Annotated in this window: 16 protein-coding genes; 10 read left to right on the forward strand and 6 right to left on the reverse strand. The window is 38.0% G+C overall.

Going from position 1 to position 14,996, the window contains the following annotated elements:
- Positions 1-18: 18 nt before the first annotated feature.
- Both H1P_RS11030 and H1P_RS11035 read right to left on the reverse strand, forming a co-directional pair.
- On the reverse strand, positions 19-243 hold the full coding sequence (locus H1P_RS11030; protein WP_222427017.1) for a hypothetical protein: 225 nt from the start codon (positions 241-243) through the stop codon (positions 19-21).
- A 150-nt stretch (positions 244-393) separates the two neighbouring features.
- Positions 394-618 (reverse strand): hypothetical protein, encoded by a 225-nt coding sequence (locus tag H1P_RS11035; protein WP_144867158.1) that lies wholly within the window; start codon positions 616-618, stop codon positions 394-396.
- Between the two features lie 152 nt (positions 619-770).
- Between H1P_RS11035 and H1P_RS11040 the strand changes: the two genes are divergently transcribed.
- Both H1P_RS11040 and H1P_RS11045 read left to right on the forward strand, forming a co-directional pair.
- Entirely contained in the window at positions 771-1,502 is a 732-nt protein-coding gene (locus H1P_RS11040; RefSeq protein ID WP_144867160.1) for a YwqG family protein, read from the forward strand.
- 37 nt (positions 1,503-1,539) lie between these two features.
- Positions 1,540-1,854, forward strand: a complete 315-nt coding sequence (locus tag H1P_RS11045) for a hypothetical protein (RefSeq protein WP_186375934.1) — start codon at positions 1,540-1,542, stop codon at positions 1,852-1,854.
- Between the two features lie 20 nt (positions 1,855-1,874).
- Here the strand turns inward: H1P_RS11045 and H1P_RS11050 are convergent, their stop codons facing one another.
- Together H1P_RS11050 and H1P_RS11055 are read right to left on the reverse strand one after the other, a co-directional pair.
- Positions 1,875-2,210 carry a type II toxin-antitoxin system HicB family antitoxin gene (locus H1P_RS11050; RefSeq protein WP_144867164.1) on the reverse strand — a complete coding sequence of 112 codons (336 nt, stop codon included), beginning with the start codon at positions 2,208-2,210 and terminating at the stop codon, positions 1,875-1,877.
- A gap of 27 nt (positions 2,211-2,237) precedes the next feature.
- The gene (locus tag H1P_RS11055) at positions 2,238-2,483 is read right to left on the reverse strand and encodes a type II toxin-antitoxin system HicA family toxin (RefSeq protein WP_222427018.1); all 246 of its coding nucleotides are present in this window, start codon (positions 2,481-2,483) and stop codon (positions 2,238-2,240) included.
- A gap of 155 nt (positions 2,484-2,638) precedes the next feature.
- Between H1P_RS11055 and H1P_RS11060 the strand changes: the two genes are divergently transcribed.
- The 4 genes from H1P_RS11060 to H1P_RS11075 all read left to right on the forward strand — a co-directional run bounded on the left by H1P_RS11060 (position 2,639) and on the right by H1P_RS11075 (position 7,207).
- Positions 2,639-4,657: a S8 family peptidase gene (locus H1P_RS11060; protein ID WP_144867166.1), complete on the forward strand. Its 2,019-nt coding sequence runs from the start codon at positions 2,639-2,641 to the stop codon at positions 4,655-4,657.
- Positions 4,658-4,765: 108 nt separating this feature from the next.
- Positions 4,766-5,569 (forward strand): AraC family transcriptional regulator, encoded by an 804-nt coding sequence (locus H1P_RS11065; protein WP_186375935.1) that lies wholly within the window; start codon positions 4,766-4,768, stop codon positions 5,567-5,569.
- Positions 5,570-5,620: 51 nt separating this feature from the next.
- On the forward strand, positions 5,621-6,106 hold the full coding sequence (locus H1P_RS11070) for a DUF3291 domain-containing protein (protein WP_144867170.1): 486 nt from the start codon (positions 5,621-5,623) through the stop codon (positions 6,104-6,106).
- Between the two features lie 123 nt (positions 6,107-6,229).
- Positions 6,230-7,207: an aldo/keto reductase gene (locus H1P_RS11075; protein ID WP_144867172.1), complete on the forward strand. Its 978-nt coding sequence runs from the start codon at positions 6,230-6,232 to the stop codon at positions 7,205-7,207.
- 24 nt (positions 7,208-7,231) lie between these two features.
- Here H1P_RS11075 and H1P_RS11080 read toward each other — a convergent pair whose 3' ends face one another.
- Positions 7,232-7,801: a hypothetical protein gene (locus H1P_RS11080; protein ID WP_144867174.1), complete on the reverse strand. Its 570-nt coding sequence runs from the start codon at positions 7,799-7,801 to the stop codon at positions 7,232-7,234.
- A 200-nt stretch (positions 7,802-8,001) separates the two neighbouring features.
- On the opposite strand from H1P_RS11080, the gene H1P_RS11085 reads away from it, so the two are divergent.
- A complete protein-coding gene (locus H1P_RS11085; protein WP_144867176.1) occupies positions 8,002-9,216 on the forward strand; it encodes a sensor histidine kinase in 1,215 nt (404 codons plus the stop codon).
- Between the two features lie 604 nt (positions 9,217-9,820).
- Entirely contained in the window at positions 9,821-10,456 is a 636-nt protein-coding gene (locus H1P_RS11090; protein ID WP_144867178.1) for a response regulator transcription factor, read from the forward strand.
- Positions 10,457-10,884: 428 nt separating this feature from the next.
- On the opposite strand, the gene bchB is transcribed toward H1P_RS11090, so the two are convergent.
- Positions 10,885-12,411 (reverse strand): ferredoxin:protochlorophyllide reductase (ATP-dependent) subunit B, encoded by a 1,527-nt coding sequence (gene bchB / locus H1P_RS11095; protein WP_144867180.1) that lies wholly within the window; start codon positions 12,409-12,411, stop codon positions 10,885-10,887.
- Between the two features lie 879 nt (positions 12,412-13,290).
- Between bchB and H1P_RS11100 the strand changes: the two genes are divergently transcribed.
- Positions 13,291-14,148 (forward strand): sulfotransferase family protein, encoded by an 858-nt coding sequence (locus tag H1P_RS11100; RefSeq protein WP_144867182.1) that lies wholly within the window; start codon positions 13,291-13,293, stop codon positions 14,146-14,148.
- An 87-nt stretch (positions 14,149-14,235) separates the two neighbouring features.
- A complete protein-coding gene (gene gloA / locus H1P_RS11105; protein ID WP_144867184.1) occupies positions 14,236-14,658 on the forward strand; it encodes a lactoylglutathione lyase in 423 nt (140 codons plus the stop codon).
- Positions 14,659-14,996: the final 338 nt, after the last annotated feature.

A 14,996-nucleotide genomic window follows, 5' to 3' on the forward strand; every position in this document is an offset into this window, starting at 1 on the left:
TATATATAAATGAGAATATTAGTCCCTAACTGTATCAACAAGTATTTTTATCTTATTAATAATCTGGCTTATTTCATTCTTAAATCCTTCTTCCTTATAAATACACTCTTTCTCTAACTGCATGATTAAAGAATAAATATCTTGCTCCAAAGAATAAGCAATAGATTCTAAAGCAAATAAATCTTGTTTTAGCTCTTTACAAATTTCCATATATTTACCTCGATCGATTTCTAATTGATGCAATTTTTGGAGGAAATTGACCTTTATATTCTTATTACTCACAAGAATAGTCTGTTGGACTTTCAACGAAGGAAATTAATCTATCTGCGTTCATCTGCGTTCATCTGCGGACTGATATTATTCTAGATTGAAATACAAATAGACACATCTGATTTAGAGTTCTGCGATCTCTTTTTCCACGGCATCCATCGTAAAATCAATCTGCTCCTCTGTATGCAAACAATGGCATCTTCTGTACCAATTAAATTCGCTATTGCTGTTTCTAATTTCTCGGTGTAATGAGCGTTCTCCTGAGAGTAAACGACTTGCTGAAACTGATGTTCCATATTCTGCGATCGCATTTTGAGCAGATTGTGATACTATAGGATCGCCAGACATTCCGATGTAGTCATAGCTGGAGTAATTTATTGATTCTAAGATCGGCAGGATGCAGCAAATATTTATCGTTAATGATCTTATCTGGGATTTGAATATAACCTGATTTTGTTAAGTGTGGCTACACTAATCTTTACTATGATGAAGAAAAGAAAATGAATATAGAGTCACTGACAAAGATTGTATCTGAACTAGAACCACTAGCAGAACATATTGATTACATTCTCAACATCGCAAAACCTTCTGTTGAGATAGAACTAGTTGATGAACCTGCAACAGCAGATTGCAGTCGATTCGGCGGACATCCCTTTGTACCACCCGATCTTAAATTACCAGAGCTTGAAATTGGCGAATATCGTTTTCTTGGTCAAATTAATTTTGCTGAAATAACAGATTCTCCCTCAATCCTGCCAAAATATGGCTTGTTATCCCTCTTTTACTTATACGATAAAAATGGTGAAGTATTCTGGGGAGATGATGGATACGTTCTGGGGTTTTACTGGGAAGATTTACAGCATCATATAGTAATGCGATTCAATGAAGAAATTCCTGAAACAAAAAGAATTAAGCTAACAACTGGATTAAATCTTCCACGCAGTCAAGAATTAAAAAATGATTATCCGTTTAATGAAGAAAGTGCTGATTGTTTTTTTGAAGAATTACCAGAGCAAATCGATGCAAAAGATGAATATCTACTCGGTTATCCATCTTTCAATACTTTAGGTTACGATCCAACCCCTGGTACTGAATGGATTTCTTTACTGACAGTACATTCAATAGAAGAATTTGATTGGTGTTGGCACGATGGGGATAGATTGATGGTGTTTATAGAGGCGGATAAGCTAGCGAATAAAGATTTTAGCAACCTCAAGTGTGATGCTGGATAGTATAAATAGTTGTTTGATTGAGAGTTCCCGCTTAGCAATGACCGAAGAAAATAGCGAATTCGATCTTTTATATCCAGCAGAAAAAGATATCGTCCCGCCTTGGGAAAAATTTCCAACTTACGAACATCACTCACTAGGTTGGAGGATGGGAGACGGTGAGGATTACAAATGTAATTGGTGGAATTTTGTAGATTCTTTACCCTCAGAGTATGAATCTCGACTGAAATATTTAAAAAGAAATAGACCCGCACCAATTAATCAATTTTATAAAGTTTTATGGGTACTTTATCCAGATTGTGAGGAAGATAAAGAATATCAAGAAAGTCAGGCAGAAATTGCCGAACTTCTATAATTCTGCCTAAATATCGATTATCAATCAATTATGGACTGTCGAGCCTTTTCAGACAAAACATCATCCATCCAAGTATTAATACTTTTGTTGGCTTTTTTAGCTGCCAAATAGATCTGACGGTGATTTTCTGAAGTAGTTCTAAAAGGCAGCTTTCCAGAAAAAGGTTTATCTGGCTCTTCACCTAATTCAAGACACCATTCTAAATAGTCATCAACTGAGTTATGAAACTCTTGTTCTAATTCAGCAACGGTAATACCTTTAAAAGTAATGACATCTTTGATATCGAGTACTTTGCCAAATAAAATACCTGCTATTTCATCAACTTCGATTTGGGCTGTATATCCTTTGTATTTCATAGTGATATGTTTAAAATTTAATAATCTTCAGGGTTGATATCTGCATTTACTAAAAACTCTTTTACTCGCACCTTTATCTGTCTCATTTTCAGGATGCGGTTCGTGAAAGACAGCTTTGACTCCATTCAAAGATACTCGAACTCTCGCTCCTTTACTTTGAGAAACTTTAGCACCAAGAGCTTTGAATAAACTTTCAATACTCGTCCACTTAATATCAGAACGAACAGGTATAGCAAATATTGCGTTCAAGGTTTGACGCTGTTTGTTATTCATCCAATATTTTTAGTTAGTTCATGCGAGCGCTCTTGATTAAGACTAATAGTTAAACTTATTTCTGATTAAAAAAATGAAATATATGAATTTACGAAAATGAGGATTGTTGTAACATCAAGAAAGCTCAAATAAATCAAACAACTATAAAATCAACAATGACCACGGCTGGTTTAGATATCGCAACTATTATCGAAAGAACACCACTTTTTGCCAACCAATGGTACTTACAAAATACAGGTCAAACAGGCGGGACTCCAGGGGCAGATATTAATGTAGTTGATGCCTGGTCAACAGCTACAGGGCAGGGTGTCACCATTGGGATTGTCCATCAAGGGGCAGATTACGAACACCCAGATTTAAACGATAATTATAGTTCCGCTCTCAGTTACGATTTCGTCCAAGATGATAGCGACCCTTTTCCCATTGAAGAGGAAGAGATACGCAGTGTATTTGCAGGTACATTTGGTTATCCCACTGCTACAGGTACTTATTTTGCTGGAGTAATAGCAGCAGAAGGAGCTAACGAAATTGGGCTTATTGGTGTTGCACCAGATGCGACTTTTGCCAGCCTTAGAATTCAATTTGGCTTACCTGGAATTGAAGGGGGCGAACTTCAAGCTCTTACTTACCAAAATCAGGAAATAGATATTTATAACAGCAGTTCATTTTATTCTAGTTTTGAGCCACTTCCCTCAGAATTATTTGCAGGGATTGAAACTAATATTCGCGAGGGTAGAGGTGGTTTGGGTAACATTCACGTTACTATGACTCCAGCAGGAGGTTTAGAAGACAATATAAACTATTATCCCTTTAATAATTCTCGCTATACCATCACTGTTGGCGCGATCGACCATAATGGGGAATATCCTGGTTACACTACTCCTGGTGCTGCTTTAATGATTTCTGGCTATTCTCACAATGACGAAGCCAAGATTACCACTACAGACAGTCGGGTAATATCGGGTATAACTATACGCAACAACTATCTCGATGACTATGCTGGTTCTACTGGAGCAGCTACGGCTCAAGTTTCGGGCGTTGTCGCTTTAATGCTAGAGGCTAATCCCAATCTTACTTGGCGCGACGTACAGCATATTTTAGTAGAAACCGCAGAAAAAAATGACCCCGACGATGAAGATTGGGTACAAAATGGCGCAGGATATGATGTTAACTATAAGTATGGTTTCGGTGGTGTTGATGCTACAGCAGCAGTTAATACAGCTTTAAGTTGGGAGTCTGTAGACGAAGAGGTTTCTATAACTTCAGAAAAGATCGCGATAGATGCGACGATTCCCGATAACTATACCACGGGAATTAACTCTAGTTTTGAAATTACTGAAGATATCAATGTCGAGTCGGTAGAAGTGATTTTTGATGCAGAGCATAGCAATCGGGGAAATTTGAAGCTTATTTTAACCTCTCCTGATGGTACAGAATCAGTTTTAGCAGAATCTCGTGAAGATGATGGTGATAATTATGATGATTGGCTTTTGACTTCTGTACGTCACTGGGGAGAATCTTCTCAAGGAGAATGGACACTAACGGTAACAGATGAAATAGCTGAAAATTCAGGGACTTGGAATTCCTGGCAAATTAATGTTTATGGTGCAACAGATTCAGAAAATTCAGAGAATCCAGAAAATTCAGAGAATCCAGAAAACCCAGAGAATCCAGAAAATTCAGAGAATCCAGAGAATCCAGAAAACCCTGATGATAACTCTAATTCTATATTAGAATCACCTTTATATCGGTTTCAAAATGAGAATGTTCCTGGTACTTACCTTTATGCAGGAGAAGCCGAAGCCGAAAATATTCGAGAGAACTTTGATAACTTTACAGAAGAAGGTTTAGCTTTCAAAGTAGGTATTGAGCCTGAAGGCGATCTGATTTCGATCTATCGATTTCAAAGTAAAATTAATCCAGGCACTTATACTTTTGTTAGAGAAACTGAAAGAAATAGTATTAATGCTAATTTTGCCGATAGCTTTACTGAAGAAGGGTTAGCTTTTTATGTCTATGGTGCAGATTCTGGTTTAGGCGAAACGATATACCGCTTTCAAAACCTTAATCAATCGGGAACATATCTCTTTGCAGCAGGTTCAGAAGCCGAAAATATTCGAGAAAACTTTAGTAATTTTATTGAAGAAGGCGCAGCTTTTGGAGTTGATATTTAGGTATTCAATGAATACTATAAGTATCATTGCTTGAAATAAAATCAAAAATATGGCGTTTGACGCATATTTTGCATGAATAGAAAAGCCGATCTAAATACGAAATTTTGTTTGATTCAAGAGTTCGACAACTTAGAATTATTTCGAGCAAAAGCAATTCACTACAATTATGCTCGTCACTCTCATCCTGGCTACTCAATTGGTGTTATTGAGTCTGGAGTAGGGGGAAACTACTATCGAGGAAGTACTTATCTAGCTCCTCCTAAAAGTATTATTTTGATGAATCCAGAGGAAGCCCACACAGGTTATTCTGCCGAGGAATTGCCACTCTCTTATCGGATGCTTTACCCCAGTACCGATCTTATTAATCAAATAGCTAGGGAAGCTCAAATAATTGGAACTCCCTATTTTAAGGATGCTGTTGTTCAAAACGAGGTTTTAGCTAAAAATATTTTTTCTCTACACACAGCACTTGAGCGAGCGCAAAATAAATTAGAAAAACAATCTTTGTTAGTAGAAGTTTTTTCAGCGATTCTATACTACTATGCTGATATCACAGTTCGCTCTATTCGACTCAACAAGGAACATCAAGCCGTCCGTTTAATCAAAGAGTATCTTCATGATAATTTTAGTTCTAATATTTCGTTGGAACAACTGGTAAAAATTACCAAATTAAACCGTTCCTACTTAATTCGCGTCTTCCGTCAAGCAGTGGGAATGCCACCTTACACCTATTTGAACCAAATTCGGATGCGAAAAGCCAAGCAATTTCTGAATCTAGGTATGTCGATTGCGGATACGGCGAACGCTGTTGGCATGTCAGATCAAAGCCACCTTACTCGTCATTTTAAGCGAATGTTCGGTATTACGCCTGGTTACTACCGCCAAATGTCAACATCGTTCAAGACAGATTAACCTCAGTTTTTAGATACTTCAGGTGATGCTTTGAAGGCGAGACTAAAGACTATGACCGAACAAGAAGCGAACTTACTACACCAGCAGAAGTATTATCTGGCTCAAATCAATATTGCTTTGATGAAAGCTCCTCTGGATAACCCAATTATGGCTGAGTTTGCTGATGCACTTGACAAGATCAATGGAGTTGCAGAAGCTAGCCCAGGCTTTGTTTGGCGACTAAAAACTTCATCAGGAAATGCCACCGATATTCGCGCCTATCCCGAGCCAAAAATACTAGCTAATATATCGGTTTGGCGGAGTGTCGAACAGTTAAAAGTATATGTTTACAAGAGTTTGCATAGTGATTTTTTCGTGCGTCGCCGTAAATGGTTTGAGAAATATCAAGGTGAGCATTTTGCTATGTGGTGGATTCGCTCTGAACATTTACCCACTATCGAAGAGGGGAAAGCCAAACTAGAGTATCTTACTCTACACGGAGATTCTCCTGAATGCTTCACTTTTGCCAAACCTTATCCACCACCGACTAAAGACTGATAACTCTATGAAAACGGGAAAAAACACGATCGTTAGATTCCCCAGTCAAGTACAGTTAAAAGAGAAAGAATATGTGACTTTTGTCTGAAGAGCGTGTGAATTCCAATAATCACAATTTTAAAAATGACTACTAAAGAACAAATTCATTTACCTGTGATGGGTTGTGGAACATGGGCTTGGGGTAATCGGCTATTGTGGAATTATCAAGAAAGCATGGATAGCCAATTACAAGAAGTATTTAACCTCTGTGTCAGTAGTGGGGTTACTTTATTTGATACAGGAGATTCTTATGGTACGGGTAAGTTAAAAGGGCGTAGTGAATTACTGTTAGGCAAATTTACCCAAGAATATCAAGGTATCAATCAAGAGAAAATTTGTTTAGCTACCAAACTTGCACCCTACCCTTGGCGACTCACGAGAAAATCAATGTTGAATGCGGGTTCAGCTTCTGCAAAACGTTTTGGGAAAAATATCGATCTGGTGCAAATGCATTGGTCTACCGCTAACTATTTACCTTGGCAAGAATGGCAGCTTTTAGATGGTTTAGGAGATTTATACGAGCAAGGTTTAGTAAAAGGAGTAGGTTTGTCTAATTATGGCTCTAAAAGACTGAAAAAAGTGGCTCGGCGATTCCAAGAGCGAGGTATTCCGCTCAAAACTCTTCAAGTGCAGTATTCTCTATTATCTACCTACCCTGTGCTGGAATTAGGAGTCAAGGAAACCTGCGATGAATTAGGTATTAAATTAATTGCTTATAGCCCTCTAGCATTGGGCATTTTAACAGGAAAATACACAGAAAATAATTTACCCTCTGGGATTCGAGGTTGGAGTTGTAAACAAATTTTACCAGATGCGCGATCGCTTTTGCAATGTCTACAGGCTATTGCCCAATCCCGTAATAAAACAATGGCTCAAGTAGCTATTAATTGGTGTATTTGCAAAGGCACTCTTCCTATCCCTGGAGCTAAAAACCCCGAACAAGCCAAGCAAAATATCGGTGCTATGGGTTGGTATCTTGATAGTGGGGAAGTGACAGAGTTGGATAAAGAGGCTGCTAAAGTTAAAAAGACAATGGTGCAAAATCCATTTCAAAGTAAGTAAAAATTCCTTGAGAGGTTAGATCCTTCATAATCCATATAGAGTGTCCTGTAGCATCTTAAAGCTACACTCGCTTGGGTTTTCGATAACTCGCTCATCCACCATTCCTTCACCCTTTTGGTAAATTATTCCCCGTTGGCAATTGCCATTTTCTCCATAAACTAGCCTGTATTTCGTCTCTGCTTCTACTCCATCTACCGTGGTGACAAATTCTCCGTATCGAACTCCTTTTTGATACTGTCCTGTGTAAGTTATCCGTATTGGTACAGAATAGTCTGGTACTGTCCGCTCAGAAACAATTTGGAATGTTCCATCTAGCACAGGCTCATTTTCCCCCAGAAGAGTAGAATGATAATAGCCCGTCCATGTATCTGCCTCGAATAAAGGGTCTTCTTGCAGCACTCTTCGAGCATCTTCCTCGGACTTAATTTCAACACGCTGGGAAGATAAGTCTGGCTCTCTTTCATCTGCATCTGTGGTGTTGCTATTTTCAGTAAGCTCGTTAACAGATGATTGCCTCGCGATCTGGCAACCCAAAAGTAAACCCGTAGAAATTAAAAACAGCAGAAATAGTTTCGAGAACCAAGAAAAAATCATGGTCATTAATTCCTTGCTGGGATAATTGGCTAGATAAAAAGCGATCGGTTTCGCTGATGGGCTATGCTCGATCGCATTTCTGTTCCTATAACAATGATGATACCTGTTTCACAACAATTAAATAATTCAAATGACCTTTGTCATGTTTTAATTTCGACAAGTTGTTGTAGTATTTCTCTAGCAAAGAAGACGTACAAATCATGGCAGCAAGCTCTATCAACTCTATCTCCAAAGCTTTTCCTTCTATCCGCCGAACTATTTTCTATGTGGAGTGGACAATTTTGATAGGTCATCTAATAGTAGCTTTTGTAGGGGAGTTTCTTTATGGCAATCAATATGAATATGTCGAAAATAGCTCTGTAATTTACTGTGTAACTCTGGTTTTCTTTGCTTTGTTGAGTTTTTCCTTTCCCCTCAATCGTCCCCTATGGCAAAAACGAACCTATATTTTCCTCGAAATCCTCTGCATATTCTTGACCTGTATTGTAACCACAACAGCTTTCGATTTGTTGCTTTATTTGGTTATCGCTAAGAGTTGCTTTTTGCTCAGCCGTCAAGATACTGTTAAAATAGCGATCGCCACAGGGATTATTTGGCAAATTTGTCAAGTATGGGATATTGAAAACAAAATTGAGTGGTTAAATACTATCATTCCAGAAATATTTTCCGATCCTCAACGATATATTATTTACATTTTCCTCGAAAATACAGTTGCTTATTTAGCAGTGAGTACATTTGTCATTTTACTCTGTTTTATTTGGCTTGCCGAGCGAAAAAGTCATGCCAAAGCAGTTTTTTTGACGACTGAAGTAGAAAAACTGGCAGCCAAACTAGAAAGGACTCGCATTGCTCGCGATATACACGATTCTCTAGGTCATACTCTTACTTCCCTTAATATTCAGCTAGAACTAGCAGTCAGATTGGAACAACATAATCGAAGCCAAGCTCAACAAGCTCTCAAAACAGCTAAAACCCTGGCATCTCAGTCAGTCCAGGAAGTAAGACGCTCGGTTTCTACGATGCGAGAAGAAAATTTCGATCTCAATCAAGCTTTAATGACCCTAGTTAAGCAATTTCAACAAAATAGCTCCTGCCAGATGCAAGCTCGGTTTAATTTTCCGACTCTTCCTCTACAAACGAGTCATCAAATTTACTGCATTGCCCAAGAAGGGCTGACCAATATTCAGAAACACAGCAATGCTTCTTTGGTTAACCTTGGAGGTGAAACAACCCCCAAGCAAATTGTTTTCAATTTAGCCGATAATGGAATTGGTTTCGAGTCCGATCGATTAAATTCTGGCTTTGGATTAAGAGGAATGCAAGAGCGAGTACAAATGCTAGGAGGACAAATCAAGATCGACAGTGCGCCAAAAAAAGGAACTCAGATTCAAGTAATAATTCCACTTAGTTTTTAAGATAAATATTGTTAGTGGTTAGTGGTTAAATAGCTCCAAGCTTTTTAAACATAAATTGATTTGACACTCTCCGCGCTCTCTAGCGAAGGAAATTCTTTAAGAAGAAACTAAACTTCGTTTAGTTTGAACCATACCAATCTCTGTGTACCGCCATGTCTTATTCGCAGATAGTAAAAACTACCCAGAACACAGCAGCCCACACTTTGATCTTCTGCATCAAGGCGTTGCCAATTGCCCCTACTCTCTCGCCCATTTCTGGGTCTGAGCATACCTTTAAATTTAGATATTGTTAGCTATGTTTGTCAGTTTTGTTTCGCTATGCCCGAAAGCTTTACTTGGTTTCGGCTAATTCTAGATTATTTAATACCGAGATTAGGATTTACCCAATCCGCCTTTTAACCAGAGTGTCCAATTACTGGGAGTCTCACCCTCAATTCGTGATGTCTTCGCGACTTGCTAACTAATACTTATAGTACAGGAGTTCAAACCTTTGCTATATAAAGATTCTGTATCCAAATTGTAGATTTTACTACTTACGGCTTTACCCGTTTCACGATTGTTCCTCCGCGAGTTAAAACGTCGCGGTTTCCCAAATACGTATTCCATGATTAGACTTTTGCTAGCAGACGATCAACCTCTATTTCGACAAGGGTTAGCTGCCTTGCTTTCACTAGAAGTAGATCTAGAAGTGGTAGGAGAAGCTAATGAAGGAAATGAAGCGATCGCTTTAAGCGAACAACTACAACCTGATATAATTTTAATGGATGTACGAATGCCAGTCTGTAATGGAGTACAAGCTACCCATGCCATTCATCAACGTTTTCCTTGGATTCGGATTTTAGTGCTAACCACTTTTGACGAAGATGAATATGTGCTGCATTCTTTGCAAGCAGGAGCTTTGGGTTATTTACTCAAGAGTACACCTTCTCAAGAGGTAGCAGCAGCAATTCGTAGTCTTCATCAAGGCTACAGTCAACTAGACCCTACTATTGCACCAAAAGTATTTTCTCAACTCAATCCCATTGCTTCGACTCAGAAAACCAGTTATGAAGAAGGTTTTAGTGTGCGCGAAATCGAAATCTTGACTTTACTCGCTCAAGGAAAGAATAATCGAGAAATTGCCTTTATATTAAATATCACAGAAGGAACAGTTAAAAATCATTTGACCAATATTTTTAGCCAATTGGAAGTGCGAGATCGTACTCAATCAGCCCTTTGGGCGCAAAAAAATCTCAGCTAAAGAGCAGTTTCTCTTTTTGGCGTTGGTGACTTAAGTGATGACATACATAAGCAAGACTTGCCCATGTCGAGGTTTCCTCGACGGGCTTCCTTGCTCAATGTTACTGTTCGTAGCTTTCAGCTTCAAGCTCTAAGCTCTAAGCTTTTTCAATAATTGGAGAAAATCAATAATTATAAAAATCATACTTTGATTCACCAACGCCCTCTTTTTAACTAGCTAACAGCTATAAGCTTGGAGCTTATAGCCAGGTTCAACACTCGCGCGACCGAAGGAAGTCCTTTAGGGCGTTCCTTTGCCGAGGAAACCTCGGCAGGGTCGCTCGTCAACTCCTCCACTTCTTTAAGTGGAATAGGGCATAGTGGAGGTTAATTCCTCCGTCTCAAGCGATTCAAGCTTATAGCTTAGAGCTAATGGCAAGCGAGCTAATTTTAAGCTCCCACTGCTTCTTTAGCTGCATACATCACCTCAAGAGTAATTTCGCTAATATCTCTTTCACGGGCAAACTTTTCAGTATTGCGTTTTACTTTACCTCGTACAAAGCCAGGAACTTTATTTAATTCTGCTTTGGCTTCTTTATTCCAATTGAGATCGGATTCTGCTGAGATACCTTTAGTGATCACTTCTTTAGTATCATGTCCGCCAAAGATTTCTAGTAGATGATCTTCCATGCCTAAAGTGAAAGAGTTGTAAACTAAATCGGCAATTTGATTTGTACCTTCGTAACCGAGGAAAGGTTTATAACCAATGGGGAAATCTTGAATATGAATAGGTGCTGCAATGACACCACAGGGAATGTTAAGGCGTTTGCCCACATGACGTTCCATTTGTGTGCCGAAAATAGCAGCAGGTTCAATCTTAGCTATAGCATCGGCAATTGCGCCATTATCCTCACTAATTAAAATCTCATCACAATATTCACTTACTTGTTCTCTAAAATATTCTGCATCGTATTTGCAGTAAGTACCTGCTAAAACCACATGAATACCCATTTCTCGCGCTAAAATTTTGGTCATGGCTATAGCGTGAGTGGTATCACCAAAAACAACTGCTTTTTTACCAGTCAAGTTTTGACAGTCAATAGAGCGAGAAAACCACGCTGCTTGAGAGACATAAAGGGTTTGGTTATTAATATAGTCTTCGTAGTTTACTTCTGAGCCTTGGGCATTAAGTATCTGTTGAATTTTGCGAATACAACGAGCCGTTTCTACTACACCCATTGGCGTAATATCTACATAGGGCATATTGAATTCGGTTTCTAGATATTGAGCAGTCATCACCCCTAATTCTTGATAAGGAACGAGGTTAAACCAAGCGCGAGTTAGGTTTTTCAGGTTATGTACTGATGCGCCTTCGGGAATAACTTCATTAACTTCTATACCCAAGTCAGCCATGAGGCGTTTTAATTCGGTGCAGTCGTGTTGGTTATGAAAACCTAGGGTAGAAATACCAATAATATTAACGGAGGGTTTTTCTGTTTTACCTTCGGGAAGCTCGTTCTTTTTGACTGCTTTTTGCAAATAAAACTCGACAATCTGCTTTAAAGTGCGATCGCCTGCTTGTAACTCATTCACCCGATAGTGATTGACATCGGCGAGTAAAACATCTCCTTGAGCATCCATTTGAGCGCGATCGACAAAGTTCTGTAAGTCTTCTTGCAAAATACTGGAGGTACAAGTAGGAGTAAGAACAATCAAGTCGGGACGTTCTTCTTGGTCTTTACGAGTGATGTTATCAATGACCTTTTCTTGAGAGCCTCTAGCCAAAACTTTTCGATCTACAACACTAGCAGTTACGGGGGTAAAGTTTCTTTCTCGCTCTAGCATGGATCTCATGACGTTAAAGTAGTCATCTCCTAATGGAGCGTGCATAATAGCATGAACATTTTTAAAAGAGCTAGCAACCCTTAATGTACCAATGTGAGCAGGGCCAGCATACATCCAATAAGCTAATTTCACTAATTTCTCCTTAAATATTTTTAATTATTGTTTCTTGGTTAACACCTCGATTGGACGGGGCGTACAAGGACGCGAGGAGACCTCGCCATCCCTCTCGGTCATTTGTCATTCGTCATGGGATTTTAGAGATTAAGGACAAAAGGGACAAAAGACATAGGGACAAAGCATTTATTTTAATTACCAACTCTGAATATAGTGCAGCTTGCAACTCGGAAAGTCAGGGTTTGTTTATGGAGAGAGAAAACTTAATTGTCAGAGTAATAAATTAATATTGTTTCTGATTTCTTATTATGATTTTGATGGGTAATTAGCTGTTTGTTGCTGAACGTTCAATTTAATTACAATTTGTGAAAAAACGAACAACGAGTTTACTTGGGTTGCAGTATATGATATTTGTACTAATGTGCCGTTATCAGAAGGCTCATGATAATTTTGGTTTTGTTTTCTCTTTTTTAAATTAATCTTTCTTAATAACTTTCAAAGCTTTATTCTGTCTTAAATTTAGCAGATCAACGTCAACAAAATATTTACAAAACTTAATAGTCAATAAAATGCGTTTATTGACTAGGTACTTATTCAGGATTGACAAATATGAGGTGTTATAGGCTCTTGTTTGATTAATCTTGTATTTATTTGTCATGCTCGATAGCGCGATCGCTAAAGACTGAGAAGAGATACCAGGAACTAAAAAACAAGATTAAAATGAGAAGGCAGTGAAAAAGTGATGCTTTTGAAGAGTTATTCTGCTTTAGTCGAGTCTGTAGAAAATATTTTCCAAAACTTTGGCACTGAAGATACAATTAATTTCTTATAAGTATTTACCAAAGAATTTAAGCAGCCGTAGACTTGTAAAAAAACCGCAAAAATCTATCAATCACCATGACAACCTTGAACCTTCGAGCAATAGCACAATATTTGAAAGACCCTAGTTATTTACCCAAGCTCATAGATTGGCATCGTCCTAGCTCAAGCTCAGTTCAAGATCATATATTTATTTTTGGAGCTCCTCGAAGTGGAACGACTTTGATGAAATTAATTTTAGGAACACATCCTAATCTAGCTAGTCCAGGTTATGAAACTGGGTTTTTTACACGTAAAAAAATTTTAAACAACTTGATTAGCTATGATTCAAATCCCCAAAATAATTCGGTGAATCAGCTAAGAGAAGAATCTCAAGATATCATTCAATTTTTTGATGCTTATGCTCAACAAGTTTGTGAAGAAAATCAAAGAAAAAGATTTGTTGAAAAAACCCCATCTCATGTTCTAAGAATAAACTTTTTAATCAAACATTTTACCAACTCCCAATTTATCAATATGTTTCGGGATGGACGCGACTGTTATTGCTCGGCTCGTAATCATCCTAATGTTAAACAAGGTAGCGACCTTGTTCGTTACGCTAAGTACTGGAAAAAATGTGTCACTGCCCGTCTGGAAATGGGAAATCATCCCAGAGTAATTGATATTAAATACGAAGAGCTAGTAAATAATCCAGAAGAAGTTGTTAAAAACATGATGGAATTTCTCAACGAGCAATACACTGCCAAACAACTCAGCCCATTTATGCACTCTAAAAATTCCATTATGAGTAGTAAGAGAGAAGAGTTTTCCAAACTATCGAAACCAATTAATTCTTCTAGTGTCAGTCGGTTTCAAAAAGAGTTAAGTCAAAAAGAAATCGCTCAATTCCAAAAAATAGCTGGACAAGAATTAGAATTACTAGGATATTTAAGCTAAATAAAGATAACCGAGTAGAGACAGCATCGCTTGAAAATTTCTATTATCTTAAAAGAAGAGAGAATTATTTAAAGAGAGAACCAAACCATGAGAATGCTACATACTATGTTGCGGGTAGGCAATTTAGATAAATCCAAAGAATTTTATTGTGATGTCTTGGGGATGAAATTACTGCGCCAAAAAGATTACCCAGGAGGAGAATTTACTTTGGCTTTTGTGGGTTATGGCGATGAGAAAGACAATACTGTAATTGAACTAACCTATAACTGGGGTACAGACAACTACGATCTTGGCAACGGTTACGGACACATTGCTTTAGGCGTGGATGATATCTACGGTACTTGTGACAAAATTAAGTCTCTGGGTGGTAAAGTATCTAGAGAACCAGGTCCGATGAAGCATGGTAGTACTGTAATTGCTTTTGTAGAAGACCCCGATGGTTACAAGATTGAGTTGATTCAATTGGGTACTCAAGGTTCGGCGAAAAAAGAAGCAGCAGCCAGTGTTTAGAATTTAACAATCAGATGATTTAATTAATATCAATTATCAAATTTGGGAAACATAATAACAACCCATGTAGAGACGTGATATATGAGGGGCTGTCTCTTGAATTCATTTCAAAAGCTTGTATCGCCCCGTCGCGTCTCTATCAATTTATATACCCAAACAATGACACTATATAAAGGAGCGGAGCTTCCTAGCTATAAGCTATAAGCTATAACCCTCTTCTGTCAGACTCCGAAAACTTTTATCATTTCTAAATCCTGAAGTCTTTAGAGAGAAAAGAATTGCTCTATTTTTTTCTAATAAGAAAAACTTAAATTTAAAAATGGCTGTAATCCTCTCTC

This window comes from Hyella patelloides LEGE 07179, from assembly GCF_900659865.1.
Classification (GTDB): Bacteria; Cyanobacteriota; Cyanobacteriia; order Cyanobacteriales; family Xenococcaceae; genus Hyella; species Hyella patelloides.

Bases quoted from the DNA above. Each gene is read 5' to 3' on its own strand.
- H1P_RS11035 (WP_144867158.1), bottom strand. From the start codon at position 618: ATGTCTGGCGATCCTATAGTATCACAATCTGCTCAAAATGCGATCGCA.
- H1P_RS11040 (WP_144867160.1), top strand. From the start codon at position 771: ATGAATATAGAGTCACTGACAAAGATTGTATCTGAACTAGAACCACTA.
- H1P_RS11045 (WP_186375934.1), top strand. From the start codon at position 1,540: ATGACCGAAGAAAATAGCGAATTCGATCTTTTATATCCAGCAGAAAAA.
- H1P_RS11050 (WP_144867164.1), bottom strand. From the start codon at position 2,210: ATGAAATACAAAGGATATACAGCCCAAATCGAAGTTGATGAAATAGCA.
- H1P_RS11055 (WP_222427018.1), bottom strand. From the start codon at position 2,483: ATGAATAACAAACAGCGTCAAACCTTGAACGCAATATTTGCTATACCT.
- H1P_RS11060 (WP_144867166.1), top strand. From the start codon at position 2,639: ATGACCACGGCTGGTTTAGATATCGCAACTATTATCGAAAGAACACCA.
- H1P_RS11070 (WP_144867170.1), top strand. From the start codon at position 5,621: ATGACCGAACAAGAAGCGAACTTACTACACCAGCAGAAGTATTATCTG.
- H1P_RS11075 (WP_144867172.1), top strand. From the start codon at position 6,230: ATGACTACTAAAGAACAAATTCATTTACCTGTGATGGGTTGTGGAACA.
- H1P_RS11080 (WP_144867174.1), bottom strand. From the start codon at position 7,801: ATGATTTTTTCTTGGTTCTCGAAACTATTTCTGCTGTTTTTAATTTCT.
- H1P_RS11085 (WP_144867176.1), top strand. From the start codon at position 8,002: ATGGCAGCAAGCTCTATCAACTCTATCTCCAAAGCTTTTCCTTCTATC.
- H1P_RS11090 (WP_144867178.1), top strand. From the start codon at position 9,821: ATGATTAGACTTTTGCTAGCAGACGATCAACCTCTATTTCGACAAGGG.
- H1P_RS11100 (WP_144867182.1), top strand. From the start codon at position 13,291: ATGACAACCTTGAACCTTCGAGCAATAGCACAATATTTGAAAGACCCT.
- gloA (WP_144867184.1), top strand. From the start codon at position 14,236: ATGAGAATGCTACATACTATGTTGCGGGTAGGCAATTTAGATAAATCC.